35 protein-coding genes and 2 tRNA genes are annotated in these 25661 nt (G+C 58.0%); 26 read left to right on the forward strand and 11 right to left on the reverse strand.

Annotated elements, in window-relative coordinates:
* The first annotated feature begins 35 nt into the window (after positions 1–35).
* From LKE13_RS08890 to LKE13_RS08970, 17 genes are read left to right on the forward strand one after another with little or no spacing between them, the layout of a single operon-like run.
* Positions 36–506, forward strand: coding sequence for a DnaT-like ssDNA-binding protein (locus tag LKE13_RS08890; RefSeq protein ID WP_227950330.1), 471 nt, complete (start codon positions 36–38; stop codon positions 504–506).
* A gap of 3 nt (positions 507–509) precedes the next feature.
* The gene (locus LKE13_RS08895; RefSeq protein WP_227950332.1) at positions 510–869 is read left to right on the forward strand and encodes a hypothetical protein; all 360 of its coding nucleotides are present in this window, start codon (positions 510–512) and stop codon (positions 867–869) included.
* Positions 866–1255, forward strand: a complete 390-nt coding sequence (locus LKE13_RS08900; protein ID WP_227950334.1) for a phage tail terminator-like protein — start codon at positions 866–868, stop codon at positions 1253–1255. Before LKE13_RS08895 ends, LKE13_RS08900 begins: the two co-directional genes overlap by 4 nt.
* Positions 1256–1266: 11 nt before the next feature.
* A complete protein-coding gene (locus LKE13_RS08905; RefSeq protein ID WP_227950337.1) occupies positions 1267–2172 on the forward strand; it encodes a phage tail tube protein in 906 nt (301 codons plus the stop codon).
* Between the two features lie 10 nt (positions 2173–2182).
* Positions 2183–2575 (forward strand): hypothetical protein, encoded by a 393-nt coding sequence (locus LKE13_RS08910; protein WP_227950339.1) that lies wholly within the window; start codon positions 2183–2185, stop codon positions 2573–2575.
* Positions 2576–2586: 11 nt separating this feature from the next.
* Positions 2587–2925, forward strand: coding sequence for a hypothetical protein (locus tag LKE13_RS08915; RefSeq protein WP_227950342.1), 339 nt, complete (start codon positions 2587–2589; stop codon positions 2923–2925).
* A 5-nt stretch (positions 2926–2930) separates the two neighbouring features.
* Positions 2931–3671 carry a hypothetical protein gene (locus tag LKE13_RS08920; RefSeq protein WP_227950344.1) on the forward strand — a complete coding sequence of 247 codons (741 nt, stop codon included), beginning with the start codon at positions 2931–2933 and terminating at the stop codon, positions 3669–3671.
* A 3-nt stretch (positions 3672–3674) separates the two neighbouring features.
* Complete coding sequence (locus tag LKE13_RS08925; protein ID WP_227950346.1) at positions 3675–4283, forward strand: DUF2460 domain-containing protein; 609 nt, start codon at positions 3675–3677, stop codon at positions 4281–4283.
* Entirely contained in the window at positions 4280–5125 is an 846-nt protein-coding gene (locus tag LKE13_RS08930; RefSeq protein ID WP_227950348.1) for a DUF2163 domain-containing protein, read from the forward strand. The genes LKE13_RS08925 and LKE13_RS08930 overlap by 4 nt, the downstream gene beginning before the upstream one ends.
* Positions 5118–5531 (forward strand): C40 family peptidase, encoded by a 414-nt coding sequence (locus LKE13_RS08935; RefSeq protein ID WP_227950350.1) that lies wholly within the window; start codon positions 5118–5120, stop codon positions 5529–5531. The genes LKE13_RS08930 and LKE13_RS08935 overlap by 8 nt, the downstream gene beginning before the upstream one ends.
* The gene (locus tag LKE13_RS08940; RefSeq protein WP_227950353.1) at positions 5531–8872 is read left to right on the forward strand and encodes a phage tail protein; all 3342 of its coding nucleotides are present in this window, start codon (positions 5531–5533) and stop codon (positions 8870–8872) included. Before LKE13_RS08935 ends, LKE13_RS08940 begins: the two co-directional genes overlap by 1 nt.
* Position 8873: 1 nt before the next feature.
* Positions 8874–9692 carry a hypothetical protein gene (locus tag LKE13_RS08945; RefSeq protein ID WP_227950355.1) on the forward strand — a complete coding sequence of 273 codons (819 nt, stop codon included), beginning with the start codon at positions 8874–8876 and terminating at the stop codon, positions 9690–9692.
* Positions 9693–9701: 9 nt separating this feature from the next.
* Positions 9702–10052 carry a hypothetical protein gene (locus tag LKE13_RS08950; RefSeq protein ID WP_227950357.1) on the forward strand — a complete coding sequence of 117 codons (351 nt, stop codon included), beginning with the start codon at positions 9702–9704 and terminating at the stop codon, positions 10050–10052.
* On the forward strand, positions 10049–10267 hold the full coding sequence (locus tag LKE13_RS08955; RefSeq protein WP_227950359.1) for a hypothetical protein: 219 nt from the start codon (positions 10049–10051) through the stop codon (positions 10265–10267). Before LKE13_RS08950 ends, LKE13_RS08955 begins: the two co-directional genes overlap by 4 nt.
* Before the next feature lie 18 nt (positions 10268–10285).
* Positions 10286–10489, forward strand: coding sequence for a hypothetical protein (locus tag LKE13_RS08960; RefSeq protein ID WP_227950362.1), 204 nt, complete (start codon positions 10286–10288; stop codon positions 10487–10489).
* Complete coding sequence (locus LKE13_RS08965; RefSeq protein ID WP_227950364.1) at positions 10486–11148, forward strand: lipase family protein; 663 nt, start codon at positions 10486–10488, stop codon at positions 11146–11148. The genes LKE13_RS08960 and LKE13_RS08965 overlap by 4 nt, the downstream gene beginning before the upstream one ends.
* A gap of 44 nt (positions 11149–11192) precedes the next feature.
* Positions 11193–11486, forward strand: coding sequence for a hypothetical protein (locus LKE13_RS08970; protein WP_227950366.1), 294 nt, complete (start codon positions 11193–11195; stop codon positions 11484–11486).
* Positions 11487–11520: 34 nt separating this feature from the next.
* On the opposite strand, the gene LKE13_RS08975 is transcribed toward LKE13_RS08970, so the two are convergent.
* Positions 11521–12129, reverse strand: a complete 609-nt coding sequence (locus LKE13_RS08975; protein ID WP_227950368.1) for a LysE family translocator — start codon at positions 12127–12129, stop codon at positions 11521–11523.
* 314 nt (positions 12130–12443) lie between these two features.
* Here LKE13_RS08975 and LKE13_RS08980 point away from each other — a divergent pair, with 314 nt between their 5' ends.
* From LKE13_RS08980 to LKE13_RS08995, 4 genes are all read left to right on the forward strand, one after another.
* Positions 12444–12839 (forward strand): hypothetical protein, encoded by a 396-nt coding sequence (locus LKE13_RS08980; RefSeq protein ID WP_227950370.1) that lies wholly within the window; start codon positions 12444–12446, stop codon positions 12837–12839.
* Between the two features lie 116 nt (positions 12840–12955).
* Entirely contained in the window at positions 12956–13693 is a 738-nt protein-coding gene (locus LKE13_RS08985; protein ID WP_227950372.1) for a hypothetical protein, read from the forward strand.
* Positions 13694–13750: 57 nt separating this feature from the next.
* On the forward strand, positions 13751–14218 hold the full coding sequence (locus LKE13_RS08990) for a GFA family protein (protein WP_227950374.1): 468 nt from the start codon (positions 13751–13753) through the stop codon (positions 14216–14218).
* 11 nt (positions 14219–14229) lie between these two features.
* The gene (locus tag LKE13_RS08995) at positions 14230–15153 is read left to right on the forward strand and encodes a ketopantoate reductase family protein (RefSeq protein ID WP_227950376.1); all 924 of its coding nucleotides are present in this window, start codon (positions 14230–14232) and stop codon (positions 15151–15153) included.
* Here the strand turns inward: LKE13_RS08995 and LKE13_RS09000 are convergent.
* Complete coding sequence (locus LKE13_RS09000; RefSeq protein ID WP_227950378.1) at positions 15150–16304, reverse strand: hypothetical protein; 1155 nt, start codon at positions 16302–16304, stop codon at positions 15150–15152. The two genes, LKE13_RS08995 and LKE13_RS09000, sit on opposite strands and share 4 nt — an antisense overlap.
* A gap of 61 nt (positions 16305–16365) precedes the next feature.
* Here LKE13_RS09000 and LKE13_RS09005 point away from each other — a divergent pair, with 61 nt between their 5' ends.
* From LKE13_RS09005 to LKE13_RS09020, 4 genes are read left to right on the forward strand one after another with little or no spacing between them, the layout of a single operon-like run.
* Positions 16366–16830: a hypothetical protein gene (locus LKE13_RS09005; protein ID WP_227950381.1), complete on the forward strand. Its 465-nt coding sequence runs from the start codon at positions 16366–16368 to the stop codon at positions 16828–16830.
* Positions 16827–17003, forward strand: coding sequence for a hypothetical protein (locus tag LKE13_RS09010; protein WP_227950383.1), 177 nt, complete (start codon positions 16827–16829; stop codon positions 17001–17003). The genes LKE13_RS09005 and LKE13_RS09010 overlap by 4 nt, the downstream gene beginning before the upstream one ends.
* A complete protein-coding gene (locus LKE13_RS09015; RefSeq protein ID WP_227950385.1) occupies positions 17000–17323 on the forward strand; it encodes a hypothetical protein in 324 nt (107 codons plus the stop codon). Before LKE13_RS09010 ends, LKE13_RS09015 begins: the two co-directional genes overlap by 4 nt.
* A 3-nt stretch (positions 17324–17326) precedes the next feature.
* Positions 17327–17512 (forward strand): hypothetical protein, encoded by a 186-nt coding sequence (locus tag LKE13_RS09020; RefSeq protein ID WP_227950387.1) that lies wholly within the window; start codon positions 17327–17329, stop codon positions 17510–17512.
* 60 nt (positions 17513–17572) lie between these two features.
* On the opposite strand, the gene LKE13_RS09025 is transcribed toward LKE13_RS09020, so the two are convergent.
* From LKE13_RS09025 to LKE13_RS09040, 4 genes are read right to left on the reverse strand one after another with little or no spacing between them, the layout of a single operon-like run.
* Complete coding sequence (locus LKE13_RS09025; RefSeq protein WP_227950389.1) at positions 17573–17863, reverse strand: hypothetical protein; 291 nt, start codon at positions 17861–17863, stop codon at positions 17573–17575.
* Positions 17864–17922: 59 nt separating this feature from the next.
* Positions 17923–19416, reverse strand: a complete 1494-nt coding sequence (gene tcuA / locus LKE13_RS09030; RefSeq protein ID WP_227950391.1) for an FAD-dependent tricarballylate dehydrogenase TcuA — start codon at positions 19414–19416, stop codon at positions 17923–17925.
* On the reverse strand, positions 19416–20303 hold the full coding sequence (locus tag LKE13_RS09035) for an NAD(P)-dependent oxidoreductase (protein ID WP_227950393.1): 888 nt from the start codon (positions 20301–20303) through the stop codon (positions 19416–19418). Before LKE13_RS09035 ends, tcuA begins: the two co-directional genes overlap by 1 nt.
* A 28-nt stretch (positions 20304–20331) precedes the next feature.
* The gene (locus LKE13_RS09040; RefSeq protein WP_227950395.1) at positions 20332–21783 is read right to left on the reverse strand and encodes an aldehyde dehydrogenase; all 1452 of its coding nucleotides are present in this window, start codon (positions 21781–21783) and stop codon (positions 20332–20334) included.
* A gap of 108 nt (positions 21784–21891) precedes the next feature.
* Here LKE13_RS09040 and LKE13_RS09045 point away from each other — a divergent pair, with 108 nt between their 5' ends.
* Positions 21892–22806: a LysR family transcriptional regulator gene (locus tag LKE13_RS09045; protein WP_227950398.1), complete on the forward strand. Its 915-nt coding sequence runs from the start codon at positions 21892–21894 to the stop codon at positions 22804–22806.
* A gap of 2 nt (positions 22807–22808) precedes the next feature.
* Here LKE13_RS09045 and LKE13_RS09050 read toward each other — a convergent pair.
* From LKE13_RS09050 to LKE13_RS09070, 5 genes are all read right to left on the reverse strand, one after another.
* Positions 22809–22884, reverse strand: a tRNA-Asn gene (locus LKE13_RS09050).
* A gap of 118 nt (positions 22885–23002) precedes the next feature.
* Positions 23003–23194 (reverse strand): YqaE/Pmp3 family membrane protein, encoded by a 192-nt coding sequence (locus LKE13_RS18625; protein ID WP_265334821.1) that lies wholly within the window; start codon positions 23192–23194, stop codon positions 23003–23005.
* 202 nt (positions 23195–23396) lie between these two features.
* Positions 23397–23470: transfer RNA gene (locus LKE13_RS09060), tRNA-Cys, on the reverse strand.
* Between the two features lie 104 nt (positions 23471–23574).
* Entirely contained in the window at positions 23575–24513 is a 939-nt protein-coding gene (locus LKE13_RS09065; RefSeq protein ID WP_227950402.1) for a DUF1177 domain-containing protein, read from the reverse strand.
* Positions 24514–24610: 97 nt separating this feature from the next.
* On the reverse strand, positions 24611–25522 hold the full coding sequence (locus LKE13_RS09070; RefSeq protein ID WP_227950404.1) for an AroM family protein: 912 nt from the start codon (positions 25520–25522) through the stop codon (positions 24611–24613).
* Between the last annotated feature and the right edge of the window lie 139 nt (positions 25523–25661).

Below are 25661 nucleotides of genomic sequence, written 5' to 3' on the forward strand. Positions count from 1 at the left end.
CCCTTTTTCTTATGTGATTGAGCAGGAAAAAATCCATGACCTTGATAACCGAAACCGGCAGCGGCGTGACCGGGGCGACGAGTTACGTGTCGCTTGCCGAGGCGGACAGCCATTTCACTGCGCTCGCTAATGACGACTGGACCAGCGCCACGGACGGGCAGCGTGAACAGGCGCTGATCCGGTCGGCCCTGCATATCGACAGCTATCTTTATCCCGGCACGGTTCTTGACTGGGATCAGGGCCTGAAATGGCCGAGGAGTGGCGCCTATGATAGGGACGGTCGGGCCATGACGGGCATCCCCCATGCATTGCGCACCGCGACGCTGGAGCTTGCGGATATCTTTCTGCGTGATTCCGAGGGCCTCGATGAGCGGCAGGTGACGCGACAGAAGATCGGCCCCATCGAGGTGACGTATGAGGAGGGAAGGAAGCGCATGAGCTTCGTCTTTCGCCTGCTGCAGCAGATCGGCGCGCGCGCCCAGGACAGCCAGATGGTGAGGGGGTGAACCATGCGGAACGAAACTATCCGGCGAATGGTGCGCGATCTCTTCGATACCATCGGAGAGGTGGCGGTGAGCGCAACGCTCCGCCAGAAAGCACAAGGGGATTACGATCCCGGCACCGGCACGGTGGAGACCACAAGCGATACCGCGATCCGCTTGGTGCGGACGGAGAAAAGGCTCGTTGATACGGCGAATGCGGACGGCACGCCGATTGATCCTCCGCTTCATCATGCGCTGATCGAGTGCGAGGACGTGACGCCGAAGGCCGATGACGACCTGATTATCGGCTCTTCGACTTTCACCCTGTTGCAGGTGGTCGCGGTCGATACCGGTGCGGGCATTCTTTATGAGGTGAGCTACCAATGAGCTATCGCAAAATACAGGCGGTGCTGGATGCGCGGCTTCAGGCTTATGAGTCTGACGATGTGGCCTTCCCGGGAACGCCTTATTATCCCGCCCATGGCACCTCATATCTGGAGGTTCAGTTCCTGCCAGCCCCGGCGGAGGGGATATTCCTCGGCTCCGGCGCGGTGGAGCTGCATACGGGCGACTATCGCATCACCGTCCATGACGCGGATATGGCCTCCGCGCAGAGCCGCATCGATGCCCTGCGGTCGCATTTCAACAAGGGTCGCGTGCTGACGTTCGAGAGCGTTGATGTTCATCTCGACGGTGCGACTGTGGGCGCCAAAGAGGGCGACCTCAAGAAAATCGCCATCCCGCTTCTCGTTTCCTGGCGCAGCTATTTTTAAGGAGCCAATCAATGACCTTTGCCACCGGAGCCCAGCATGGGCTGACCTATATCGCCGAAAGTGTCTTCGGCACGACGCCGGCCTCGCCGGAGATGACGTCATGTCGTCATACGGCCTGCAGCCTCGGTCTTTCCAAGACGACGCTGGAGACGGCGGAAATCCGCAGCGACCGCCAGATCGCCCATCTCCTGCACGGGCAGAAGACCGTCTCGGGCAATATAGATATGGAGCTTTCTTACGGCGCGTTTGATGACATGCTTGCGGCGGTGATGCAATCAAGTTGGTCGTCCAATGTGTTGAAAGCGGGCGCGAGCCAGCCGAGCTTCACTTTTGAGCGGGGCTTCGCTGACATTGGCCAGTATCAGGTGCTGACCGGCTGCGTGATCGACCGACTGCGTCTCAATGTCCGGCCGGATCGGTTGATCGCGGGAACATTTGGTCTTGTCGGCAAATCCTCCGCGATCAATTCCTCTTCCCTTGATGCGAGCCCGACGGCTGCCGCCGCCAATGACCCGATGGACAGCTTCTCCGGATCACTGGAAGAGGGGGGCAGCAGCATCGGTATCGTGGTCGGTCTGGAACTGAATATCGATAACGGCCTGGAGCAGGCCTTCGTGATCGGGGAGGACGAGGCGACGAGCCTGTTCGCCGGGCAATCGCGTATTACCGGGGAAATCACCACCTATTTCGAGGATGCGGCGCTGCTCAACAAATTCGCCGCCCGCACCGAAAGCAGCCTTACGCTTACCTGCAGCGGGGCCGGCGGCAGTCTTGAGTTCGATCTCCCGCGGATTGTCTACACCGGGGCGGAGAACCCGACGCTGGGCGCAGGGCCGATCACCCTCTCGTTGCCCTTTAGCGCACTCTATGACGAGACGGAAGCCACCAACCTGAAAATCACCCGGACCGCAGCATAGGAGGGGTTAAATGCCTAAGAATGTATTTGATGTGGCAGCGTTTGACCTGAAGGCCCGGTCGGAGGCGGGGGCGCCGCTCACCCTCCGTCATCCCAAGACGGGCGAAGACCTCCCCGCCGTTATCTGGCTGCAGGGGGAGGATGCGGAGAATTACCGCAAGTGCCTCCGGTCGCAGATCGACCGGCAGATCATGGAACGCAAGCTGGAACTGACCGCCGCAGAACTGGAGGAACGGCTGATCGAACGGCTTACCGCGATTACGCTGCGGTTCGAGAATATCGAATTCGACGGTGTGAGTTACGACACCACGCCGGAGAATATCTTGAGGCTCTATCGGGAGCATCTCTGGATCCGCGAGCAGGTCGCCGCCTTCGTGGAGGACCGGGCCAATTTTTTGCCCTGACCGCCGCCCGATTGAAAGACTGGGCGGCGCATCAATTCCATCTGTCGGAGGAGGTGGGCCCGGGTATCACCCGTGCCGCCGCCAACCGTCAGCTTGCAAAAACAACAGGCCGGGAAATCGCCGATATAGCAATGGCTGCGCCGCCACCGTCCTGCATCGCCCATGTCTGGGGCTGGTTTTTGGTGCTTCTGCCGCTCTATGCAGAGGGGCCTCTGTCGCGCCCGGCACTGATTGCGGCGGATATCGAGGCGCGCTTCGGCCTCCGCCCCGCAGGGTTTGAGGTCGGGCTTCTCCTCGATCTCTTCACTCTCTGGCGACGGCTACGGCCCAGAGACGCAGAACAAGGATAAGAATAATGGTAAAAAATACAGATTTATCCGCCTTTGGCGGTATCGATACGGCGCTCAAAGGTCTCGATGCGCTCAGCGACAAGACCCGTAAGGCAGAAAGGGAAGCACAGCTTCTCACCCGCCAATTCGACGGGCTGAAAAGCGATCTTGCAGGCTCCGGCAGAAACGGCTTCGTCGATGACTTGAATACCGGGCTTGCCACCGCGATGGAGGAAATGAACGGCTTTGCGGAGATTTCCGGCAAGGTGGCGGCAAGCATCGGAAATGCCTTTGAAAACGCGTTCGAGAAGCTGCTGATCTCGGGGAAGGATTTCAAGTCGGTTCTGAAAGGGCTGGAGGCCGATCTCATTCGTCTCGGCACAAAGACATTCACCTCGGCAGCGGGGCAGAGCCTTGGCGGTTCCGGCGAACTGTTTGGTGAACTTGCGGGCGCGTTTTTCGGCGGTGGCGGTTCGTCGCTCGCCAGCCTGATCCCCGGTTTCTCCACCGGCGGGCAGTTCACCGTCGGCGGCGCGTCCGGGGTGGACCAGAATCTTGTCCCCCTTCGTCTGACGCGGGGCGAACGGGTGACGATCGAGACCCCGGCGCAGCAGCGGGGAAATAACGCCGCTGCCAGTCCGACGCCGGTTATCAATATGGCGTTCAACATCTCGACGCCCGACGCAGCAAGCTTTCGCCTCAGCCAGACGCAGATCCAGGGCGAAGCACTCCGTCAGGCGCAACGCAGTCTTAGAAGGAACGGATAAACCATGAGCTTTCATGACGTCAGATTCCCGACCCGTGTCTCTTATGGCGCGGTGGGCGGGCCCCGCTTCTCGACCACGGTGCAGATTTTGAACTCCGGGTATGAGCAGCGCAATATCAACTGGGCGCAGGCACGGCGTGAATACACCGTCGATATCAGCCCGAGCCGGGGCGCGGAATGGACCGCCGTGCTTGATTTCTTTCACGCGCGGCGCGGCCGGGCCTATGGCTTTCGCCTGAAGGATTTTTCAGATTTTGAAATGGCTGAACAATCTATCGGCACCGGCGATAACAGCACCACAGAATTTCAGATTGTCAAGCGCTACATCGACGATGATGAACTGGCCCCGCCCTATGACCGGGAGCTGAAGAAGATCGTCTCCGGCACGGTCGAGGTCTCCGTCGGCGGCGCACCCATGGTGAGCGGTTGGAGCGTGGATGAAACGACCGGCATCCTCAGCTTTGATAGCGCGCCCGCGACGGACGCGGATATCGCGGTGGCTTGCGAGTTCGATGTGCCGGTCCGCTTCGATACGGACCTGATGCAGGCCGCCATTCCGGGGCCGGACATCCATCACTGGCAGAGCGTTAAACTGGTGGAGATACGGATATGAAGTCTCTCAGTGCGGCCCTGAACAGCCATATCGCCGGGGAGGTGACCACACTCGCCACCTGCTGGGCGCTGACCCGGCAGGACGGGACGGAAATGTTCTTCACCGATTTCGATGAGGATCTGGAAATCGATGGCGACATCTATCTGGCGGCCAGCGGTTATTCCCGCTCGGCTATTGCGAATTCCAGCAGCTTCAGCGTCGATAACCTCGATATCATCGGCAATCTCACCAGCGATGTCATCCGGGAGGAGGATCTCTTCGCGGGCCTTTATGACTTTGCCGAGGTGCGGATTTTCATGGTCAACTGGCAGGATCTCTCCCAGGGCACCATTCCGTTGCGGCGTGGCTGGATCGGGGAAGTCTCGGCGCATGATGGCGCCTTCACAGCGGAGCTGCGCGGCCTCGCCCAGGCGCTCCTTTATGAGGTTGGGGAGGTCTATTCCCCCCTCTGCGGCGCGGACCTCGGAGATAGTCGCTGTGGCGTCGATGTGGACGTACTGACTGAAACTGACGTGGTGGCGAGTGTCACTTCCCGCGATCAGTTCACGCTCACCGACTATAGCGGCGCGGATGATGTACTGAATGGCGGGGTGCTGACCTTTACCAGCGGTGCGAACGCCGGGCTCTCTTGCGAAATCCGTGACTGGATGCAAACGGGTAAGACGCTGACCCTCTATCTGGAAATGCCGTACGAGGTTCAGGCGGGGGATGAGGTTTCCTTCTTTCCCGGTTGCGACAAGCGCTATGCGACCTGCCGCGATAGCTTCTCGAACCATCACAATTTCCGGGGTTTTCCGCATATTCCGGGCACTGATGCCCTGCTGGAGACCGGCGATGCTTGAGCGCGAGGATATCATCACCGAGGCGCGGCGCTGGGTCGGCACGCCCTGGCGGCATCAGGGACGAAGCCGGGCGGGCGTCGATTGCGTCGGGCTGGTCGTTCTGGTGGCGCACACTCTCGGTCTCAAGCCCGAGGATGTGACCGGATATGCGCGGCGGCAGGATGGCCGGGCGCTTCTACGTCATCTTCACAAACAACTTGAGTTGCAACCATCAACTGACTGGAAAATAGGAAATATCGGTGTTTTCAAGGAAAGCGCTTTTCCCATCCATGTCGGGTTTTTAAGCGAACGCGATGGAGTGTCGACGGTCATCCATGCCCATGCCCGGAGAAGGCAGGTGATCGAGGAGGCGCTTGATCCTTACGGTACTCCGTTTGCCGTTTTCTCATTTCCGGAGGTTCTCTAATGGCGACTTTAGCACTTGGGCTCGCGGGCGCCGGTATCGGTGCGGTAACCGGTGTCGGCGCCGGGGCCGGTTGGCTTCTCGGCACCACGCTGGGCCGTGTTATGTTCCCCGAGAAGGGCGGCGCGTCCTCTGCGACGCGGCTCACCGACCTTAATGTCACCGGGGCGAGCTATGGCGCGGCGATCCCGCGTTTGTATGGCACCATGCGCCTTGCCGGGAATATCATCTGGGCGGGCGAGCTTAGAAGTGAGGCTGTGACCAGCAGCAGCGGCGGCGGCAAGGGCGGCGCGGGCGGTTCCTCACAGGTAACCGGTTACAATTATTACACCAGTTTCGCTGTCGCTATCTGCGAGGGAGAGGTATCGAACCTCCTTAAAATCTGGGCCGATGGGGAGGTCATCTATGATGCGGGCGCGGAGGGGGACGTGATCGCCTCCGATGTGCGGTTCCGCTTCTACCCCGGAGATGAGGAACAGCTCCCCGACAGCATTATCGAGGCGGCGGAAGGGGAGGACAATACGCCCGCCTATCGCGGGCTCTCCTATCTCGTGTTCGACGACCTGCCGCTGCGCGCCTTTGGCAACCGCATCCCGAATATCGAGGTGCTGGTTACCACCGACGGGATCGGCGCCTATCCGGTCACGGATAGTGAAATTGCCTCCGTCGATGCGGGCAGCTTTGCCTATGATGCGGAGCGGGGCCTTGTCTACAGCTATGAGGTGGTGGGCGGTGTCGATACGGTTCGCAAGATCGATGCCCTGACGCTGGAGGAACTCGCGACAGCCGAGGTGGAGACGGAATTTCCGCGCCTGCCCGATGCGGCGATCGGGTTTTCGCGGGATCGCAAGGGCAATTTCTGGATCGGCACGGGCGCAGCCCTGCTCGCCGGGCGGCAAATCCACCATGTGAACGGCGAGACAATGCAACTCAACGACAGCGCCGATCTGCCGAGTGGCGTCGGCGCGGTGACCCATTCGACCGATATCATCAACCCGCTTACCGGGGCGCAGTTCCAGGTCGCCGGATCGCAGCAGAGCTATCAGGTGGTGATCTTCGATGAGGCGCTGGAGGTGGTCGATACCATAACAACATCCGCACGCGTTTGCACGGGTGCGGTGACAGACGCAGAGGAAGTCGCCTGGGTCGTCCTGTCCGGCTGGGCAACCGGCCCGGTGTTCAGCGACCTTGAGATCGTCCGCGTGTCGGTTTTTGGCAGTCCGGGTGTTTCGGGCACGGACTATTCCGTCGAGAGTGAGATTTTTACCATCGCCACCGCCGATCTCACGCCACTTGGCGGGACGGGGAGCGAAACCAACAATATCACCCGTCTGGTCGCCTATCTGCCCGCGAGCGATGAGCTACTGTTCCAGAATGATTACCGTATTTTCAAATGGTCGACGGTCACGCAGGCCATCACCGCCAGTCGCGATGTGAGCGATTTGAGCGGCAGCCTCTCCCTCGTCCATACGCATAACGGTAGCGAGATCGTCTTTATCAGCGCCGGGCGTTATGCGGTTTATTTGAGCGCCGAGACGCTCGAAGAGCTGGAGCGGGTCGATCTTTATCAGTTCGACGGGGTGGAGGCGTCCGTCAATGGCGTCTATGACGTGGCGACGGACAGCCTGTTCGTTTTCAACAGTTCCTTCGGGGTGAAACGGCTTTTCTTGCGCCGCGCGAGCGGGGCGGGGGCCGAGCTTGCCGATATCGTCAGTGACCTCTGTGCGCGTGGGCGTCTGACGGATGAGGATGTCGATGTCTCCGCCCTTTCGGGCAGCATACCGGGCTATCTGGTGAGCCGTCCGATGTCGATTGCCGACGCGCTGACCCCGCTCAGCGATTATGCCTTCTTTGATGCGGTGGAAAGCGGCGATGTGCTGAAGTTCCTCCCGCGCAACCAGGCCGACAGCGGCGTGACTATCACGGATGAGGAGATGATCGCGCCGCCCGCCTTGCGCCGGTTGCAGGAAAGCGAGCTGCCGGAGAGGATATCGCTCTCCTATCTTGCGTCCGATGCGGGCTACCAGATCGGTACGCAGATGGAGAAGCGGGCATTCCGTCCGATAGCCACCATGTTCGGGCGCAACCAGATTGCGCGGGATCTGCCGATGGCCCTGACCGCCGACCTGGCGCGGCAGGCGGCGGCGAAAACGCTCTATTCCGCCTGGGCCGAGCGACAGACGGTGAGCGCGGCTTTGCCGCTCAAATATCTCGCCCTCGATCCGGCGGATGTGCTGAGCCTTGAGATAAATGGTGCAACCAGCAGCGCCCGGCTGATGCAGTCCCATTTCGGCGCGGATATGACGATCGAGACCGAGGCCGTGACCCTTTCGCCCTTGAGCTATGACGCGGGCGAAACCGGGGATGCGGGCTCGGGCTATGAGCAGGTGCTGATCCGCCGTGGGACCTATGCGGAGCTGTTCCTGCTCGATCTGCCGCTGCTCAGGGATCAGGATGCGACGGCGGGGAACGGCAGCCGTTTCTATTTCGCCATGGATGGCTACCAGTCCGGCTGGACGGGCGGCACCCTCTATTCCGCCTTCGATGAGGACAGCTATCAGGAGGAGGGGGCAATCAGCAACGAGGCTGTCTGGGGCGTGACATTAACCGCGCTCGCCGATACGGAAACGCCGTTCCAGACGGATGAAAGCTCGACCCTCGATATCCGTTTTGTGAGCGGCGGGGACGAACTCGAAAGCATTAACACATCCGCATTGTTGAACGGCGGTAATGCCCTGCTGGTGGGCGCAGAGATTATCCAGTTCGCCGATGTGTCGGAGAATGCGGATGGCAGCTACCGTCTCTCGACCCTGCTCCGGGGACGTCGCGGGACAGAAGGGGCGACCGGCTCGCACAGGGTTGGGGAGCGGGCGATCCTGCTTCGCTCCGGCGATATCGGGGGGGGCTTTAGTGCCCTCAACACCCTCGACGTGCCGCGCCGCTGGAAAGCGGTGGGGGCGGGCCGCCTGATTGAGGAGGTTTCGCCCACCATCAAGGCCCTGACCGGCAATGACCTGCGGCCCTATGCCCCGGTCCAGATTACGGGCACGCGCGATGGCGGGGATCTCTCTCTCAGCTGGCAGCGGAGAACGCGGATCGGCGGCGGCAGTTTGAGCGGCGGCGTCCCGCTCTCCGAAGCGTCGGAGCGGTATGAGCTGATCTTTACCCATGGCGGGGAGAGCGTCTCCAAATATGTATCTGATGCCACGGAATATACTTATACGATCGCCGACTTTAATGCGGATTTCGGTCTATCGGAAACGGACGTACCGGAACTTTCGTTCACCCTCTATCAACTCTCAGAAACCATAGGCCGGGGCTTTCCGGCAACGGAGATTATCTAGCATGTCAGAACTTGATTTACCGCAGATCGCAGAGAGCCAGGCGCTCGCCTATGTCACCTCCAACGACGCGGACGCAAAGTTGGAATCCGCACTCTGCGATGAAATTGCCAGCCATGATCCGACAGCCGGCGACGTGACGCTAACCGACGCCGAGTTTCGCGAGACCTGGCATCATGTTATCGGGGGTACCCCGGCAGCGGGATTTAATTTTATCGTACCGGAGATCAAGCGCCCTTTCATGGTCACCAACGGAAGCGGGGAGACGGCAACGGTCAAGACCGCCTCCGGTTCGGCGGGGCAGGTGCTGGACGGGGAAACCCGGCTCTTCTATTGCGACGGGACGGATGTCATCGGCCTGACGGACAGCACCTCGGGCGGTGGGGGCGGTGGAACCCACGCGGGGACGCTGGTCAAGATGAGTGCCAACCAGAGCATTGCCAATAACACCAACATCACGCTCAACTGGGCGAGCGAAAGCTACGATACCGACAGCTATCACGACAACTCCACCAACAACAGCCGCCTGACCGTGCCAAGTGGGGTCTCCAAGGTGATCGTGAGCGGGCAGGTCCGGTGGGACAATAATGGGACCGGCACGCGCGAAATCTTATTAGAGAAGAACGGGTCGAATAGCTTCGATGGCCGTCCGTTCGAGCATATCGAGGCGCAGACGGACCGCACCATGCAGAGCTTCGTCTCGCCGGTGCTGGCCGTGACGCCGGGGGACTATTTCGAGATGGTCGCCTGGCAGGACAGCGGCGCCAGCCGGGACATCGAAAGTCATGTCGCCACCTGGTTCAGCATTCAGGCCATTGAATAGGGAGGTACTATGAAAAAGCTGATAATTACCGCGGTCCTTGGGGCCGCTTTTTTTATGACCAATATGGTCGCAAGGGCCGCGCCAATCTGTCTGCCACGCAGTGAGCTCGCCGTGCATCTTGCGGAGAATTACGGCGAAGTGCTGATCGCGCAAGGGCTCAATAATCGCGGCGCATTGATCGAGGTGTTCACCACGAAATCGCGGGACCGCTGGACCCTCTCGGAAACCGACGCGAGCGGTCGCGCCTGCCTGATTGCAGCGGGAGAATACTGGAATTCGCTGGGTCTGCGCCCCACTGCGGCGCGACAACCGGCAGCGTTCGATTTACCTCCAAAGACAGCTGAGAGAGCATCGCCATGAATAACCTTGAACAGGAAATGGGCGCCATGCGCGTCCGCATCGAAAATCTCCATCTCGATATGGTGGAACTACGCGACGACGTCAAAAGCCTGACGCTTCAGGTCAGCATGGGGCGCGGCGCGCTAAAAGTTATCGGCATCACAGGGACGGCCGTCGCGGCGTTAACCACCTTTGCCGCCTGGATCGGGCAGGCCTTCCGGCCGTTTAATCTGTAAATCAAGAAGGAGAGCGAATTGGGAGCTTTCGTCACAATCGGCGACGTGCTGCAGATCCTCTGGCTAGCATTTTTGGGATTGGCCTCTCTGGTTACTCTAACGACTGTCGTTACCGTAATGACTCCGACGCGCTGGCGCGCGAAACCTCTCGACCGGTTGTTTCAGATCCTCAACCTGATCGCCGGCAATGTCGGTCATAACCGAAATGCGGACGACAGATGAGCCCGTTTGAAGCCGCCATATGCGCGAAGATTGCCTATGACCCGAAAGGGCCGGAGTGGGCCGCACGGCTCGGCTATACATTCCATCCGATCGCAGGACGGGATCATTTTGCGTGGATCGGCCGCAAGAGAGGGATCACCATTGTCGGTTTTCGCGGGACGGCTCTGTTCGGGAGGGAGAAACGAAGCTATCGCAGTAACCTTTCCACCGACATGATCCCCTGGGCGGGCGCCGGTCTGGTCCATGAAGGATATTATCAGGCGCTTTGGCAGTTGCTCGCGGCGATCCGGCGTGAACTGAAGGGTGATAGGGAGATCATTCTCACTGGCCATTCGATGGGTGCGGCACTGGCGACGCTGGCGGCGATGCTGCTGGAGGCTGACCGGGTTTATGCCTTTGCCTGCCCGCGTCTCGGGAATCGCGCCTTCGCCGATGGCTTTTCGCGAGATATTCGGGTGACGCGCTTCGTCAATCGTTGCGATGTGCTGGCCCGGTTGCCGCTTTCCGGTGACGTGCAAGGGAGTGATCCACTGACGCGAGAGTCATACTGGCATGTCGGTCGGACCGTCCGCCTGCCGGGGCTCGGCCATTCGATCAATGCCTATCTCACCGGCATCCGGATGCGGCGCCACGGAAAATATGTGTTCAACCAGCAATAACAGGAAGGGAGCGAAGAATGATTTCAATGAGCAGGGAGTATAAAATGGATCAAATGGAGACAGAGGAAGAGTTGCTGATCGAGCGGAACGCCGAAGACCCTTATCTTCATTATTCCGGCGAGGAAGAGGAAGCGAACGACAACTTCCCTGACCATGAGATTTTGCAGGGCTGTATCTGGCGGGATACGGAAAGTTCACAGCAGCGTATCGGCCTGCAGGAAGAGGGGGGTATTGCTGACCACGCAGAGGAAATGATCAGTGGACGGGAGCTTGATTTTTCTGATGACCGGCGGCGCGTGCGTGGCTTTCTGGATGACGAGGTTGCGGCGGACGATTGAAGCGCATCTATTTAAGAACTGAAGCGCATGGGCGCTATTTCCGGTCCGCGAGTGCAAGGCCGATCCCGGCGGCAAACAGGAAGCCGCCGGTGATCCGGTTGCGGATATTCTGATAGCGGAGCATCAAGGGCCGAAGCGCGCCCGCGAATAACGCCCAGAGCGCATCACCGAGGGTGACAACCGACAAAAAGACGAAAGCGACCAGTGAGAGTTGCGCTATATAGTTTCCCTCCGGTGCGACAAACTGCGGCAGCAGCGCCGCGTTGAAGACCAGGGTTTTGGGGTTCAGTATCGCCACCAACAGTCCGCGCCAGAAGAGCGTCCAGACTGGGGCCGGGACGGCGCGAACGGCGGAGAGATCCTCCACCGGGGTCACCCAGCTTTTGATGCCAAGCCAGAGGAGATAGGCGACACCCACCCATTTCAGCCAAAACAGGATATCGGCGGCAATTTGCAGCAGAGTGCCGATTCCAAACACGACAAGCAATAACTGTATGCCGACGCCAGCCGTTGTCCCGACTACCGTGCAAAGGCCATATAATGCCCCATACCGCAAGGAGTTTGCGACCGTCAGCGCGACATTCGGTCCTGGTATGGCGACGAGGCCGAAGGTGATCAGGACGAGAGCTAAAAGCGAATCCATTTGCATAAAATACCATAAATCAGGGTGCGGACAATCGCATTTTCATAAAGCTGTCACAGGGTTTCAGTATGGCTTCGGGGTTAAATAGTCCCCAACCGATTCCGTAATCAGGGAAGGAAAAGGGGATAACGAGGGAAATTTTGGTTTTATGTTGGAATAATTAACTATATTTGAGAATTTTCTGGATTTTAGTCAAAAAATTGGTAGAATTTGCCTATTAATCATCGAAAAATTTGTAGTTTGTTGTATTTTCAACAGTCGCTTTTCCGACGGTCAGTTGATTGGACAAAATTCATTTTGAATGGAGACCGCCCATGACATTCAAATATTTGAATATAAAGCTCAGCGTTATTGCGCTGGGTCTTATCGTTGTTTTGGCAACATCATCACTTCTTGGTGCTAATGAGCAAGCGAGCGCGGCCACCACGTCGGTGGACTGCGGCAAGGTGTTGTCCGGACAGGTGCAATCATGTGAGGACGGAGTGGCCGGCGCCACATTTGTGAAAGCGGCCTCAACAGCTTGGCTCCTGCCGCCCCAGCAATCGAAAGTGGCGAACGATGGCATCAAATCTGTAAGCGTGAGTGGCACGGAGGAAAGCGGAGTTTCCACTAGCGGCTTGCCAGGTGAAGCATTCATCCTTTTTATGGCCGCCCTTGCGGGCATCGCTTTTCTTGGCCGCCGAAGAAAGATGCGGTTTCGCAGAAACTAGCCTCGACCGAGTGAGGCGGTTAGGCGATGGGCTTGAATAATTGCCGGCTTTTTCAACGAAATACGCGAAATTTAAGCTTTGATTAGGGTCTCCCCGCTAGTTTGTCGTGCATGGAAATGACGCATACAGTTAAGCCAACAACTTGTCTTCTTGAGGCGTTCCGTTTTGTGATCGGGCACCGCTGGTCCTGCCTGTTCCGGGCGGTGCCGGTGGTGATGATGACGGGGCTGATTGCCTGGTTGGAAACCAATATTCTGGCGGCTGCGGAATATTTTCGCCTGGTTGTAAATGAAATTTTCTACGCGATCTTTGCTGTCTATTGGCATCGCTTTACAGTATTCAAGTTTGAGCGACGCAACCCGTCCTTCGGGCTGCATTTCGGCCTTCGGGAAATTAAGTTCGCCGGATCGATGCTGGTCTATGTGGTCATTACTTACCTGCTGGCGCGCCTCTATGTGGTGAGCGGGGGGGATGCCTCCAGCGCGTCGATCGTGCTGTTTGTGGCGCTGCTCTGTCTTTGTTTTATGCCGCTGATGTTCGTCTTTCCGGCCATCGCTCTCGATCAGCCGTTGGCGCTCAAAGAATTTGCCAGAACGATAATCGATATGTTCCTGCCGCTCCTCGGCACGTTACTGCTGGGACTGGTGGCGGTGATCGGGCTTTATGTCCTGATATATATGCCGATGCTGCTGCTGATCCTGATGAACAAGCCGGATCTGGCGGGAATTGTATTCTTTGTGCTGTCCAGCTTCCTGATCATGCCCTTTATCATGGCTGTATTTATCTCATTCCTTTCGATCCTCTTTCGGGAAACTATCGGCATTCGGCCAATTAATTACGGCGCTCCTTATTGAGGCTTGCCGAGGGAAGATAATTTTCCTAACGTTCCTGTAACGCAGAGGAAAATGATCATGAGCGAGATTATTGAGGGGGGATGTGCTTGCGGCGATGTTCGCTACAAGCTGCAGATACCGCCGTTATTTGTGCATTGCTGCCATTGTCGCGAATGCCAGACCCATTCGGGCAGCGCTTTTGTCATCAATGCCTTGGTTGAGACGGACCGGATTGATCATTTCAGCGGCGAGCTTGTTGCTATTTCCGTGCCCACCAACAGCGGGGGCCCGCATGACATATATCATTGCGTGCGCTGCCAGACAGCCCTCTGGAGTGACTATGGACGGCGTGCCGGGATGCGATTTTTGCGCGTCGGTACGCTGGATGATCCTGCGAAGCTTCCGCCGGATGTTCATATTTTTACACGCTCCAAACTTCCCTGGGTCACCCTGCCGGAAGATGTACCGGCGTTCCGGGTCTATTATGATATGAAGGAAGTCTGGCCGGCGGACAGGCTCGCCCGGCGTCACGCAATTAAAAAATAAGGAAAAAAACAGTGAAAATCGGAATTGTCGGCGCAGGTGCCATTGGCGGATATTTTGCGGCCCAGCTGGTTGAGGCGGGATATGAGGTTGTGGTGCTGGCGCGCGGAAAGAACCGCGAGGTGCTTGAGCGCGACGGGCTTACCCTTACGTCGGAAAAAGGCGTTCTCACTGTGAAATTCGCGGCCGTCTCTGACAGTCCGGCGGAGCTTGGTGTTTGCGATGTGGTACTGTTCACGGTAAAGGGGCAGTCAACAGATCAGGCGGCGGAGGATATGCGGCCCATGATCGGCCCCAAAACCGAGATTATCAGCCTGCAAAACGGCCTTTACGGGATTGAGCGGCTGGCCGCTAAATATGATGAGGGTCAGCTCTCGCCGGGCATTACGTATATTCCGGCGGTGGTTGAGGCACCGGGGCAGGTGTTGCGAACGGGCAGCCTGACGCGGACAGTTTTCGGTCCTCTCCATCCGCGTGACATGGAGATCCATGATGAACTGGCCGCGGCACTTCAAAAACACGGAACCGATGCCATTGCTCTCAAAGAGCCGATGAAGGAAATCTGGACGAAATATGTCGTTCTGGCGCCCTTTCATCTGATTGGATGCCTGACCCGGTTGCCGGTTGGCGGCTGGATCGGGACGGAGGAAATGCAGGATCTTTTCCTGCGCGCGATGAAGGAAATTTGTGCGCTTGGCCGGGCCAAGGGCGCCGATGTGCCCGATACCATCGCCGAGAAACAGGTGCATTTCGTTAAGACCACCGCCAACCCGAAAACCAAGGCGTCGATGCTGGAGGATCTGGAGCGGGGCAAGCCGCTGGAGCTGGAAAGCATTGTCGGCTGGGTCTGCCGGGAGAGCAAGAAACTCGGCCTTGAAAGCCCGATCCATGACATGGCCTATGCACTTCTGCTCGCGCATAAGGATGGCCATCCCTAACCCACGGGCACCGCGAAAATCGTGATAAAGAGAAGCAGTGCCGCCAGCAGGGCGAGCGCGACCCTGTGGCCTGTCTTTTCCGCGACCTCCAGCCCGACAAGGCATTGCAGGAAGTAATAGAAGGCGAAGGCGCGCGAGGCAAGGGCGAGGATCTGGAAGGTATCTGCCGTCCAGGTGAGCAGAATGGCGAAGCCGCAGATAATTACATAGGTAAGCCGGACCGAGAGCCGGTGCCCAGTCATTTCCAGCAGATTGCCCGACGCACTGATGGCGTCGGCGGTGGCGGCGCTGAACTGGCTGAACACGGCCGCGAGTACGAGTGGCGGGGCAAGCCAGAAGGCGACCTCCTGAGCGAGCTCGATCAGCGCATTGCCGGAGACATCACCGCCCAGAATATGCATTAGCGGCAGAGAGACTGCGACAAACAGAATATAAACCGCGGTGGAGATAAGTTGCGAATTCCGGCTGGCCTTAATGCGGGTTTCAGCGTCGAACTCATCGCCGAGATAGCGGGTTGTCTCAAACCCCTGGACGACGATCAGGGTGCCCGCGAGGACCGTCACAATCTCCCAGGCCGAATGATCGGGAAGGGGCGGCAGGGTGACCGGTCCGGCGGAGATAACGCCTGCGTCATACCAAGCGAAGCTGCCGATCACCAGGAAGATGATGGCAATGGTCGTGATCAGTGACCAGCGCTCCAGCCCCTCCAGCATCTTGAGGCCCTTGGCGAACCCGATAAACAGGATAAAGGCGATGATCGCGGTGGTCATCATCCGTTCGTTATACTCTGTATTGACCCCGAAAAAGCCAAGGCCGTAGGACGCGAGTATCCGCAGATAAAGCGTCACCGAGATGATATAGGCCGGGATCAGGGCGATATCGGACACCCGTTCGAACAGGGTGAGAAGCCGGGGGCCGCGCCCGGATTTCAACGCCGGTTCCGCCTTGGCGATATTGTGGCGAATGACCATGCCAACCGCATAGGCGATCGCGCAGATCGCCGCCATCGCGAACAGGGAAAAGGGTCCTGTCGTATCCGCCAGAAGTGAAATGATCACCAAAAACCCGCTTCCGAAGATGGAGGCGAGCGGCGTCGTCGTGCCGTGGATAAAGCGGGCGAACGGGCCTTTTGGGTGGGTTGGTGTGCGCATCGGGACCCTTATCGGTTTTCTGATACCCAAGGCCAGTTTGCGGCCCCTAAGGAGCAAGGTAATGATTATTCAGGACTTACGCGAGCTTATTGTCCGTCCGACATTGAACGCACTTCATATGGGCGGTGTGAATGCCGAAAATCTCATCCTCGGTACCGGATTGGTAGAGAGCGGCTTCAGGCATCTCCGGCAAATACGCGGGCCCGCACTCGGCTTCTATCAATGCGAACCCGCGACCTATGACGATATCCTTCACTATCTCGGGCGCCGCCCCGCGCTGCTTCGGCGGCTCCGGCTTCTCATGGCGGGGGAAGGGGTGCCGAAAGTTACCCAGCTTGTCTGGAACCTCAAATTCGCGACCGCGATCTGCCGCATCCATTACTGGCGCAAACCCGGCGCGATCCCCGATAATCTGGAGGGGCAGGCGGCCTATTGGAAGTGCCATTACAACACCGCGCTCGGGCGTGGCACGGTGGAAAAATACCTGGAAAGCGCCCATCCCTTAACAGAAGGAATAACCTCATGAAGACCTATTTGCAGGGTAAGAAAACCTATGTCACGGCGGCCCTCGCCATTATCGCGGCGGTGGGCAGTTATCTGCTCGATGAAATTCCGACGCAGGATATGATCGAGGCGATTTTCGCGGCGCTGACTGCGATGACCATCCGCGCCGCCATCAAAACGGAGGCCACCAAATGAGACGGATAATCATTGCAGCGCTCCTGCTGGGGCTGGCGGCCTGCGCCGCTCCGCTGGGCCAGCTCTCAGCGCGCGATCAGCTGCTCGTCACCTGTGACGGCCTCGCCACCACCATGGGGATCGTGAAGAATTTTATCCTTGATGGCACGATTGATGACCCGAGGACGCTCCGAGATATTCGCGGGGCTTCGGTGATTGTCGAGCAAAGCTGCACCCGCGACACTGACTATATGTCGGCCTTGAACCGTCTTGCGGCGCAATCGGTGATTTTGCTGGAAGCGCGGCTTGCCGCCGAGACTGAAATCGAGGAGAGGAGTTAGCCCATGGAAATCACATCCGCCTCCATCATTGCCCTGATCGAGGGCGGCGCGTTCCTCGTGAACACCGCCCTCCGCGCTCAAAAGGGCGAGCTTAGCCAAGCTGAAATTGACGCCATCCTCAACCATGTGGGGGAGGAGGCGAGCGACCTCCGCCGTGTTATCGACGCCGCGCTTGAAAAGAACGGCTGATCCAAACGAAAAGGGAGGCTCTCACCGGCCTCCCTTTATTATTCCATCAGATTTTCCCGCCTAAAACGCCTTTTCCGGCTGCTCCGGCCAGAGCACGGTGTTGCAGCCTTTACGCTCCGCCAGCTCCTTCACCGAGATATTCCGGTCGATCAGATCGTTGGCCTGACCGGAGGTGGCCGTCTTTCCCGCAAGCTCCGTCGCACGGTCCGTATTCGCCGTATACTCAACGTTCAAATCCTGACAGCTCGCTGTTTTGTCACTCTCGCGCAGGTTCGAATAATCTATCGGCGGCTCATTGATCGTGCAGGCAGCGAGGAGGGTGAGGCCGAGCAGAGCGACAGTGACTTTCATTCCATTCTCCATATGCGATGGTTTATGCCACTCAACCACAGGCGTTTGACGCCGTCAACTCACGCTTTCCCGCTCACATATTCCGCTGCGGATTTGCCCGCGATCTTGCCGAAAACGGCGCCGTTCATCAGGCCGGTGCCGCCGGGATAGTTGTTATAGAATATCCCGCCAACAAGTTCCCCTGCCGCGAACAGGCCGGGAATGGGGTGATAGTCCGTGCTCTGGACCTTTGCCGCCGTATCGATGCGGAGGCCGCCGAAGGTGAACGTAATCCCGCAGGTGATGGCATAGGCTTCGAATGGCCCCTCGGTCAGCTGGTTGGCCCAATTGCTTTTGGGCAGCGCGAGGCCTTTCGTTGCGCGACCATCTTTCACATTTGGATTAAAGGGAATATCGGTCTGGACGGCGTCGTTATAGGCCTTCACCGTTGCAATAAAACCTTCCGGGTCAACGCCTTCCAGTTTTTGGGCAAGGTCCTCAATTGTGTCGGCGGTGACTTTGGTCACCTCCCGAATGCGGTATTCATCGCGCAGGAGATGGAGCGTTTTCTGATCGAAAATCTGCCAGGCAAAATGACCGGGCTGAGCCAGCACTTCGCGGCCATATTTTGCGTAAGTGTAGTTGCGGAAATCCGCCCCCTCATCAACGAACCGCTCCCCCTTTGCATTCACGATAATACCAAAAGGGTAGGAATGTTTCTGGAATCCGTCACCGACGGCAAGGTCGCCAAACTCCGGCGCGTTCCGTTCCCATCCGACAGCATGACAACCGGACCAGTTGCCGGCGCTGCTGGCGCCGATGTCCATTGCCATGCGAATGCCGTCGCCGGTGTTATAGGGGGTGCCGCGAACTTTTGCGAGATCCCAGTTCGGCCCGAGATACCGCGTGCGCATTTCGGTATTCGCCTGAAAACCACCAGCGGCAAGGATAACGGATTTTGCGGAAACCTCCTCGATCTTGCCGTTGCGGCGTATTTTCACGCCGGTGACGCCCGCGCCATCGGTGAGCAGTTCCAGTGCGCGCGCCTCATACCAGACATCGATGCCGCGTTTTTTTGCAGAGCTTATCAGTGCCTCCACCAGGCCAGGACCGCCGCCCCAGGCCTCCACGGTAAGCCCGCCCCAGAATTTGAACTTCCCGTCCACCTTGAACGCCTGCCGCCCGTAGATCGGTACGAAGCGCACGCCCTTCTCGCGCATCCAGCGGATGGTGGAAAAGCTTTGCCGTACAAGGGTTTCGCAAAGGTCCGGGTCGGTGCGGTGCTGCGTCACGCGGAACATATCATCGAAGAACTGATCTTCGGTATAGGTGCCGAAATCGGTGGTGGCGATCTCGTTTTCCGTGAGGTCTGGCATCACGGCCTGTAAATCCTCAAGGCCGTTATAGGCGAAGCGGATTGCGCCGGCGGTAAAGCGCGAGTTGCCGCCGCTCACGTCCTCTGGAGCGCATTCCAGGACGAGCACGCGTGCACCGTTTTCTTCGGCGCTTAGCGCGGCGCAAAGGGCGGCGTTTCCCGCGCCCACAACCACGACATCATATTGGCTGTCCGCCATTATCTTTCCCCTTCAATCATTTTCAGCAGCACCGGGAAATATTCCGCGCCGTATCCGGCCGCGCTTGTTTTTTCCAGCATTTCTTTCGCAAGCTCTCCGGCGGGTGATTTGATGCCTGCATCTGCCGCCAGTTCAAGCGCATAGGTAATATCCTTGGTGGCATAATCCGTGCCAAACGCGCCAACCGGGAAGGTGCGCGGCAGCATCGCCTTCTTTACATGGTTGCGGAGCGCGAAGCTGTCCGCAGATCCTTTCGAGAGCGTCTCGACCAGCAGTTCGCGGTCCACTCCTGCGCGCTCCCCGATGGTCAGCGCCTCGCCGAGCGCGACGACGGACTGGATCAGCAGCATATTGTTCAGGAGCTTGACCACCTGACCCGTCCCCACACCGCCGCAATGGGTGATATCGGTTGCGGCGGTGGCGAGATAGGGTTGGATTGTCTCGAAGGTATCCTCATCGCTGCCGACCATAATGCTCAAGGTGCCGTCGATGGCGGCCTGCCGGGTACGGGCGACCGGTGCATCGGCAAAAATCATACCCTTTTCTTCGAGGGCGGCCGCCACCTTTCGCGCGATGGCAACAGGGCAGGTGCTCATATCGACGATGATCTGGCCTTTGCTCCCATTCTCAAGAAGGCCGTCTGGCCCCAGAATGATTTTTTCCACCTCCGTTCCGCCGGGGAGGGAGAGGAAAATGATATCGGCAGATTTCGCAAGCTCCGCCAAGGATGGCGCTCGGGTTGCGCCATCTGCTTCCAGCCGCGCGACAGGCCCCTCGGAGATATCGAACACGGTCATGGTGCCGAGGTCTGCTTTCGTCATATTGCGGCACATGGGCTCGCCCATGACCCCAAGGCCGACAAATCCGAGTGCGTTGTTGTCCGTCATCTTGTTTCCTTATCGTCGGGTGTTTGTCTTAAGTTCCGAGGCCACCAAGATAGATGCTCTTGGTCTGCTGATAGGCGCGGAGGCCTTGAATGCCTTTCTCTCGCCCAAGACCACTTTCTTTATAGCCACCGAAGGGCGAAGCGATGCTGAGCTGCTTATAGGTATTGATCCAGATAGTTCCCGCCTTGATCTCACCCGCCACCCGCCAGGCTTTCGTGAGATCCTGGCTCCAGATCCCGCAGGCGAGACCGAAGACTGTATCGTTCGCCTGTTCAATGAGATTCTCTTCTGACGTGAAGGGCAGGACGACGAGGACGCTGCCGAAGATTTCCTCCTGACAAACGGGGGAGCTATGATCCAACCCATCAATGATTGTTGGCAGGTAATAGGCACCGTCGCTATATTCTGGTCCATCAGGGCGCGTGCCGCCCAGGACAACTCGTCCGCCGTCTTTTTTTGCTATCTCCACATATCTTTCGATCCGCGATCGCTGCGTGTCTGACGCCATGGGGCCGATATTGCTCTCCTCATCGAGCGGCGGCCCGACTTTCAGTTTTTTCGAGACCGCGACGAGACGGTCCATAAACTCATCATAGATGCTTTGCTCGACGAAGAGGCGGGACCCGGCAACGCAGGACTGCCCGCCGGAGCCGAATATGGCCGAAGAAACATCGGCAGCGGCCTTGTCGAGATCGGCATCGGCGAAGACAATGGTCGGCGATTTGCCACCAAGCTCCAATATGGTCGGGATAAAGCGGCCCGCTACTGCTTCGGCAATCGCGCGGCCCGCATTGGTGCCACCGGTGAAGGAGACCATGGCGAGATCGGGGTGATTGATAATCGCTTCGCCAATCGTGTGATCACCGGGGAGCACGCTTAAAAGCCCCTCTGGCAGACCTGCATCGATAAAGGCGCGGGCAAGCTCGATAGAAACCAATGTTGTGAGTTCCGACGGTTTCAGAATGACGGCATTGCCGGCCGCCAGCGCCGGGGCAATTTTTTGCGCCGCCATAGTGAGGGGGGAATTCCACGGCGTAATCGCCGCGACGACGCCCAAGGGTTCATGGGTCGTAACGGAGAGATACGGGCCGCGGGGGGGCGGGGCCTCTGCCTCCACCGTTTCGCAGACGGAGGCGAAATAACGGACAATCCCCGCCGCCGCGCTTACCTGCCCTAGAGATTCTTTCAGTGTTTTGCCATTCTCGGATGTCTGCAATCCGGCGAGTGTCTCTTTGCGTTCCAGCATTAACTCGGCGGCCTTGAACAGGACGCTGGCCCGTTCATGGGGCGGGCGGGCAAACCAGTTATTTTTTGAAAGTGCCGCCATCGCCTGAGTGACGGCAAGGTCAACCTGTTCGGTCGATGCCATCCTGATCTCGGTAATGAGGGAACCGTCCGCCGGGTTCGTTACAGCGAGTATTCCTCCCGCTCCCTGCATCTCTTTCCCGGCAAGCAGCATTGTTTTTTTTATTATTGTCATAGTTCCCTCATATCGCTTGCAACAAAAAGACTACATCGCTTCTATTAATATGATAAATAATAATTTCATGCTTATTGATATGAATTCTGTATAAATATAGGAGGTGGGATGTATCGGCATTTTCAGGCCTTTGTCGCGGTGGCGCGGCATCTGCATTTCACCCGCGCGGCAGAGGAAATTCATATCACCCAGCCGTCGCTCTCGCTGCTGATCCGGCAGTTGGAAGAAAGGCTGAACGTCAAGTTGATCACGCGCAGCACACGGCAGGTCGCCCTGACCGAGATGGGCAAGACCTTTCTGCCGCTTGCCGAAAATGCGGTGAGTGACCTTGAGTCTGCCGTCCGACATATGAAGGACCTCTCCGATCTTCAGGCGGGTAAGGTGACCGTCGCGGCCTTCCCCTCAGTCGCGGCGAACCAGCTTCCACCGATCCTGGTGGCATACCACCGGCAATATCCGAAGGTGAAGGTGCAGGTTGTCGATGGGATATGGGGAACGGTTGTCGATACAGTGCGCGCCGGCATTGCCGATTTCGGTGTCGGGTCCGAGCCACCGGAGATGGAGAATCTCTCATTTCAGAAAATCTATGATGACGAGATTATGCTGCTTGCCAAGAAGGACCATCCGCTCGCAGGCAGGAAAAGCCTTCACTGGCAGGAGATTGACGGGGAAGAGATCGTCGTCCTCTCGGCGGACACGGGTGTTCGCCAGAGCATCGATGCCGCCCTTATGGGCACCGGGATAACGCTTAATCCGATTATGGAGCCGGCGCTCGTGCAGACGGCGGCGGCGCTGGTCGTGGCGGGGGCGGGGCTTGGCGTTATTCTCTCCTCTTACCTGACTGCGGTGCAGATGGACGGCCTTGTTGCGATCCCGCTTACAAAACCAAATATCCCGCGTCCCGTCGGAATTATCACCCGCCGCAACTGGCAGCTAACTCCCGCCGCTGAGGTTATGCTGGAGATGGTGGCGGCCAGCCTCAACACAAAAAAAGCCTCCGGAATTTCTTCCGAAGGCTTTTGAATTGGCTCCCCGAGCAGGACTCGAACCTGCGACAGGCTGATTAACAGTCAGCTGCTCTACCAACTGAGCTATCGGGGATCAGGGCCCGAATTATATCGGGTTGGCGGCTTATAGCAATTGCGATTACCCCTGCCAAGCCTTGATTTACCAAATCGGCAAAAAATTTGCCTATATCCGGTCTGAGAGTAGGCCAGCGTTAATCCTGTCCGTGCGCGGCGGAGATTTTCTTGTCCGTATTATACTGGCTCAGCGCATAGACAGCCCAGATCGCAGCGGGAATCCAGCCGATCAATGTGATTTGCAGGATCAGACAGATAATCCCCTGAAACGGCTTGCCAATGGTGAAGAAAACCAGAAACGGCAAGATAAGCGCGATAATCAGTCTCATGACAACTCCCTTGAATAATAATACTGCAGCGCAGCTTACCCAACATCGTGCTGCTTGGCAAATGAAGGCGGCGGGGAAAGTAGTAATTTTCCGGGCTTGGCGGCCTTCGGCTTGCGGCGGTGCAGCGCATCTGGCGGCACCACAATCAGGACGCGGAAAGCCGCGCATCTGTGAGATATTCAGCGTAAAATTCGGGAAAAATTGGAGGCCTGGACCGGAATCGAACCGGTGTACACGGATTTGCAATCCGCTGCGTCACCACTCCGCCACCAGGCCTCTAAATATGTGGTGTGTTGCTCGAAAGCCTTGGCGTTGTAAGGCTTTCGGCAGGGAGTGTCAAGCGCAACAATCGGCGCGGCTGGCTGCAGCGGAACAGGGGTTCAGGAGGTACCTTTTCCATTCCCTTGGAAATGATCCATCGGGCCATAAAGCTTTGTGATTTCGGCGAATTCATCCTGGTCGAAGAAGGCGCACGTGCCCTCGGTGAAGCTTTTCGCAACCTCCAGCGTGAAGCGCGCCGCAGCCTCGACATCGGTGAGATGGGTCGCACCCGTTGCACAGCCTGCTACCGGCACTTCCGTCGTGATGGCGACACCAACAACCGGGGCTTCCGTCGCGGTGGAGGGCTGCAGAATGCTGTTCAGGTGATAGAGGCCGTTCCCATAGGGGGTGATGTCCTGCTGGGTGAGTGCAAATACATGCGGCATCTTGCCCGTCACCTGCGCCATGAGATCAAGCAGGTCGTCGCTGGTCTTCAGGATATAGCCCGACTTCACGGTCGGGGAGATTGCAAAGCCGCGGTGATTGAGGATCTTGTTGCCCTTGGTCGTATCAACGGAGAGGATCGCGTCCATCTCCTTGGAGACTTCCCACTCGTTCTTGATTTCCATCGGGATGGGCGAATCCATAAATGGCACCGGCTTGTGCGGTCGGGTTGGGGCGTTGGGGCAGATATGGGTGGTGATAATAACATCGCCCGCCACCCGATCGCCCTGCGCCGCCATCTTGCCAAGTTTCGCTGCCGCTGCCAGCACCGCGAGGGCACCATCGCCGTCAGAGACAAAGCCGATCCGTTCCGGGCGGGCGCCGATGCCGCCGAGTCGACCGATAATGCCGAATGTCGGGGCATCTCCGCCGCCTGCGCGCCCGTTTGTGCCGGGGATAGTAATGCGGATGAAGTCCGTCGCCCCCTTGTCGGAAGTGGCGCGCTTGATCTCGCACTCGACCTTCCCGGTTTCTATGAGATAGTCCCGCACCACAGCGCCACTGGCCGATGGTGCATCCAGAAGTTCAAAAATATCAATGATTTGTTTCAGCATGTCTCATATTCTTTTTGTTACTAAATCCCAGTCTGAAATTTAGACCGCGTGCGCGAAGGTTGAATATGAGGGTGACTACGTACCTGCGAAATGTGGACTAGAGCATCAGCACCTGACGGATGAGGCCTGAGACTGTGGTAACGCCGAGCTTTTTCATCACCCGGCTGCGGTGGATTTCCACGGTCCGATGGCTGATATCGAGGGTACGGGCGATTTCCTTGTTGGAGAGGCCAGCGACCACATTCTCCGCAACTTCAAGTTCACGGCGGGTCAGCTGCGGATAGGCTTGCGCCATCCGCACGGCGAGATTCTTCTTCTCGCGCGGACGGGTATCGGTCATGGAGTTGAGCTGCATCCGCAGGGAACTACTGAGGATATTGCGTGCGGTGGCAACGGGTTTTCCGCTCTGGGCGCTGACTTTCCGGGCCATCTCCCCTGAATAGGCCATACTGTACATGACGATGAAGTCGCAGTTCTTGAGGTTGCGCGTTATGTCGTCGATATTCCCGCTCGGGCCGGGCAGGGTATAGCTGACCGACTGGCGGATCGCTGAACCATGGGTGAAGATATTCTCGGTTCCCTGCAGATCGACGGAATAGATGATACCGACGCGGCAGCCCACCATGGTGAGGGATTGAACCCAGGATTCTACAATGGTTTGCGCGTTGAGCAAGGGGGTCTTGGTCGTGATTTCATTGCGCAGGCCCGTACTGACGACAACGATGAAATCGTAATTTTCCTTGTCCAGCCGCTCGCAGAGTGCCGCAATCCGCCGCTCCACAATATCCGCAGAGACGATCTTGTATTCCCCATTGGCGAAGCGCGTATGCAGCGTTATCTGGTTGGGCGCCTGAGGAAGGCCGTCAAACTCGGCCGGGTCGATCCCGTCAAGGGCGCCGAACTCCTCGACAATGATCTGGGTGTCGAGTTGCCGAATGAGCTGTGGCACGATGTCCGGACGCGGCGCCTGACCGATGGTGACAAAAGCAATTCTCGGCAGCCGTGCCATCTTTAACCCTTCATGGAAAACATTGTTATATACGCCCCGGCGCGCGGAATTCATGGCGTCCAACATGTGTAAGGGCTTTTACGTATTTAACGAAACTGTCACAAGGTTCAAACTTCTCACACTGGATAAAGCGATTTTC

The sequence above is a fragment of the Sneathiella sp. HT1-7 genome (assembly GCF_020731145.1).
Taxonomy (GTDB): domain Bacteria; phylum Pseudomonadota; class Alphaproteobacteria; order Sneathiellales; family Sneathiellaceae; genus Sneathiella.

Bases quoted from the DNA above. Each gene is read 5' to 3' on its own strand.
- LKE13_RS08900 (WP_227950334.1), top strand. From the start codon at position 866: ATGAGCTATCGCAAAATACAGGCGGTGCTGGATGCGCGGCTTCAGGCT.
- LKE13_RS08955 (WP_227950359.1), top strand. From the start codon at position 10,049: ATGAATAACCTTGAACAGGAAATGGGCGCCATGCGCGTCCGCATCGAA.
- LKE13_RS08910 (WP_227950339.1), top strand. From the start codon at position 2,183: ATGCCTAAGAATGTATTTGATGTGGCAGCGTTTGACCTGAAGGCCCGG.
- LKE13_RS09015 (WP_227950385.1), top strand. From the start codon at position 17,000: ATGAGACGGATAATCATTGCAGCGCTCCTGCTGGGGCTGGCGGCCTGC.
- LKE13_RS08990 (WP_227950374.1), top strand. From the start codon at position 13,751: ATGAGCGAGATTATTGAGGGGGGATGTGCTTGCGGCGATGTTCGCTAC.
- LKE13_RS08985 (WP_227950372.1), top strand. From the start codon at position 12,956: ATGACGCATACAGTTAAGCCAACAACTTGTCTTCTTGAGGCGTTCCGT.
- LKE13_RS09035 (WP_227950393.1), bottom strand. From the start codon at position 20,303: ATGACGGACAACAACGCACTCGGATTTGTCGGCCTTGGGGTCATGGGC.
- LKE13_RS08890 (WP_227950330.1), top strand. From the start codon at position 36: ATGACCTTGATAACCGAAACCGGCAGCGGCGTGACCGGGGCGACGAGT.
- LKE13_RS08975 (WP_227950368.1), bottom strand. From the start codon at position 12,129: ATGGATTCGCTTTTAGCTCTCGTCCTGATCACCTTCGGCCTCGTCGCC.
- LKE13_RS18625 (WP_265334821.1), bottom strand. From the start codon at position 23,194: ATGAGACTGATTATCGCGCTTATCTTGCCGTTTCTGGTTTTCTTCACC.
- LKE13_RS08940 (WP_227950353.1), top strand. From the start codon at position 5,531: ATGGCGACTTTAGCACTTGGGCTCGCGGGCGCCGGTATCGGTGCGGTA.
- LKE13_RS08965 (WP_227950364.1), top strand. From the start codon at position 10,486: ATGAGCCCGTTTGAAGCCGCCATATGCGCGAAGATTGCCTATGACCCG.
- LKE13_RS09040 (WP_227950395.1), bottom strand. From the start codon at position 21,783: ATGACAATAATAAAAAAAACAATGCTGCTTGCCGGGAAAGAGATGCAG.
- LKE13_RS09000 (WP_227950378.1), bottom strand. From the start codon at position 16,304: ATGCGCACACCAACCCACCCAAAAGGCCCGTTCGCCCGCTTTATCCAC.
- LKE13_RS08935 (WP_227950350.1), top strand. From the start codon at position 5,118: ATGCTTGAGCGCGAGGATATCATCACCGAGGCGCGGCGCTGGGTCGGC.
- LKE13_RS08950 (WP_227950357.1), top strand. From the start codon at position 9,702: ATGAAAAAGCTGATAATTACCGCGGTCCTTGGGGCCGCTTTTTTTATG.
- tcuA (WP_227950391.1), bottom strand. From the start codon at position 19,416: ATGGCGGACAGCCAATATGATGTCGTGGTTGTGGGCGCGGGAAACGCC.
- LKE13_RS08970 (WP_227950366.1), top strand. From the start codon at position 11,193: ATGGATCAAATGGAGACAGAGGAAGAGTTGCTGATCGAGCGGAACGCC.
- LKE13_RS08945 (WP_227950355.1), top strand. From the start codon at position 8,874: ATGTCAGAACTTGATTTACCGCAGATCGCAGAGAGCCAGGCGCTCGCC.
- LKE13_RS09070 (WP_227950404.1), bottom strand. From the start codon at position 25,522: ATGGCACGGCTGCCGAGAATTGCTTTTGTCACCATCGGTCAGGCGCCG.
- LKE13_RS09005 (WP_227950381.1), top strand. From the start codon at position 16,366: ATGATTATTCAGGACTTACGCGAGCTTATTGTCCGTCCGACATTGAAC.
- LKE13_RS08905 (WP_227950337.1), top strand. From the start codon at position 1,267: ATGACCTTTGCCACCGGAGCCCAGCATGGGCTGACCTATATCGCCGAA.
- LKE13_RS08895 (WP_227950332.1), top strand. From the start codon at position 510: ATGCGGAACGAAACTATCCGGCGAATGGTGCGCGATCTCTTCGATACC.
- LKE13_RS08930 (WP_227950348.1), top strand. From the start codon at position 4,280: ATGAAGTCTCTCAGTGCGGCCCTGAACAGCCATATCGCCGGGGAGGTG.
- LKE13_RS08980 (WP_227950370.1), top strand. From the start codon at position 12,444: ATGACATTCAAATATTTGAATATAAAGCTCAGCGTTATTGCGCTGGGT.
- LKE13_RS08925 (WP_227950346.1), top strand. From the start codon at position 3,675: ATGAGCTTTCATGACGTCAGATTCCCGACCCGTGTCTCTTATGGCGCG.
- LKE13_RS08920 (WP_227950344.1), top strand. From the start codon at position 2,931: ATGGTAAAAAATACAGATTTATCCGCCTTTGGCGGTATCGATACGGCG.
- LKE13_RS09025 (WP_227950389.1), bottom strand. From the start codon at position 17,863: ATGAAAGTCACTGTCGCTCTGCTCGGCCTCACCCTCCTCGCTGCCTGC.
- LKE13_RS09020 (WP_227950387.1), top strand. From the start codon at position 17,327: ATGGAAATCACATCCGCCTCCATCATTGCCCTGATCGAGGGCGGCGCG.
- LKE13_RS09010 (WP_227950383.1), top strand. From the start codon at position 16,827: ATGAAGACCTATTTGCAGGGTAAGAAAACCTATGTCACGGCGGCCCTC.
- LKE13_RS09045 (WP_227950398.1), top strand. From the start codon at position 21,892: ATGTATCGGCATTTTCAGGCCTTTGTCGCGGTGGCGCGGCATCTGCAT.
- LKE13_RS09065 (WP_227950402.1), bottom strand. From the start codon at position 24,513: ATGCTGAAACAAATCATTGATATTTTTGAACTTCTGGATGCACCATCG.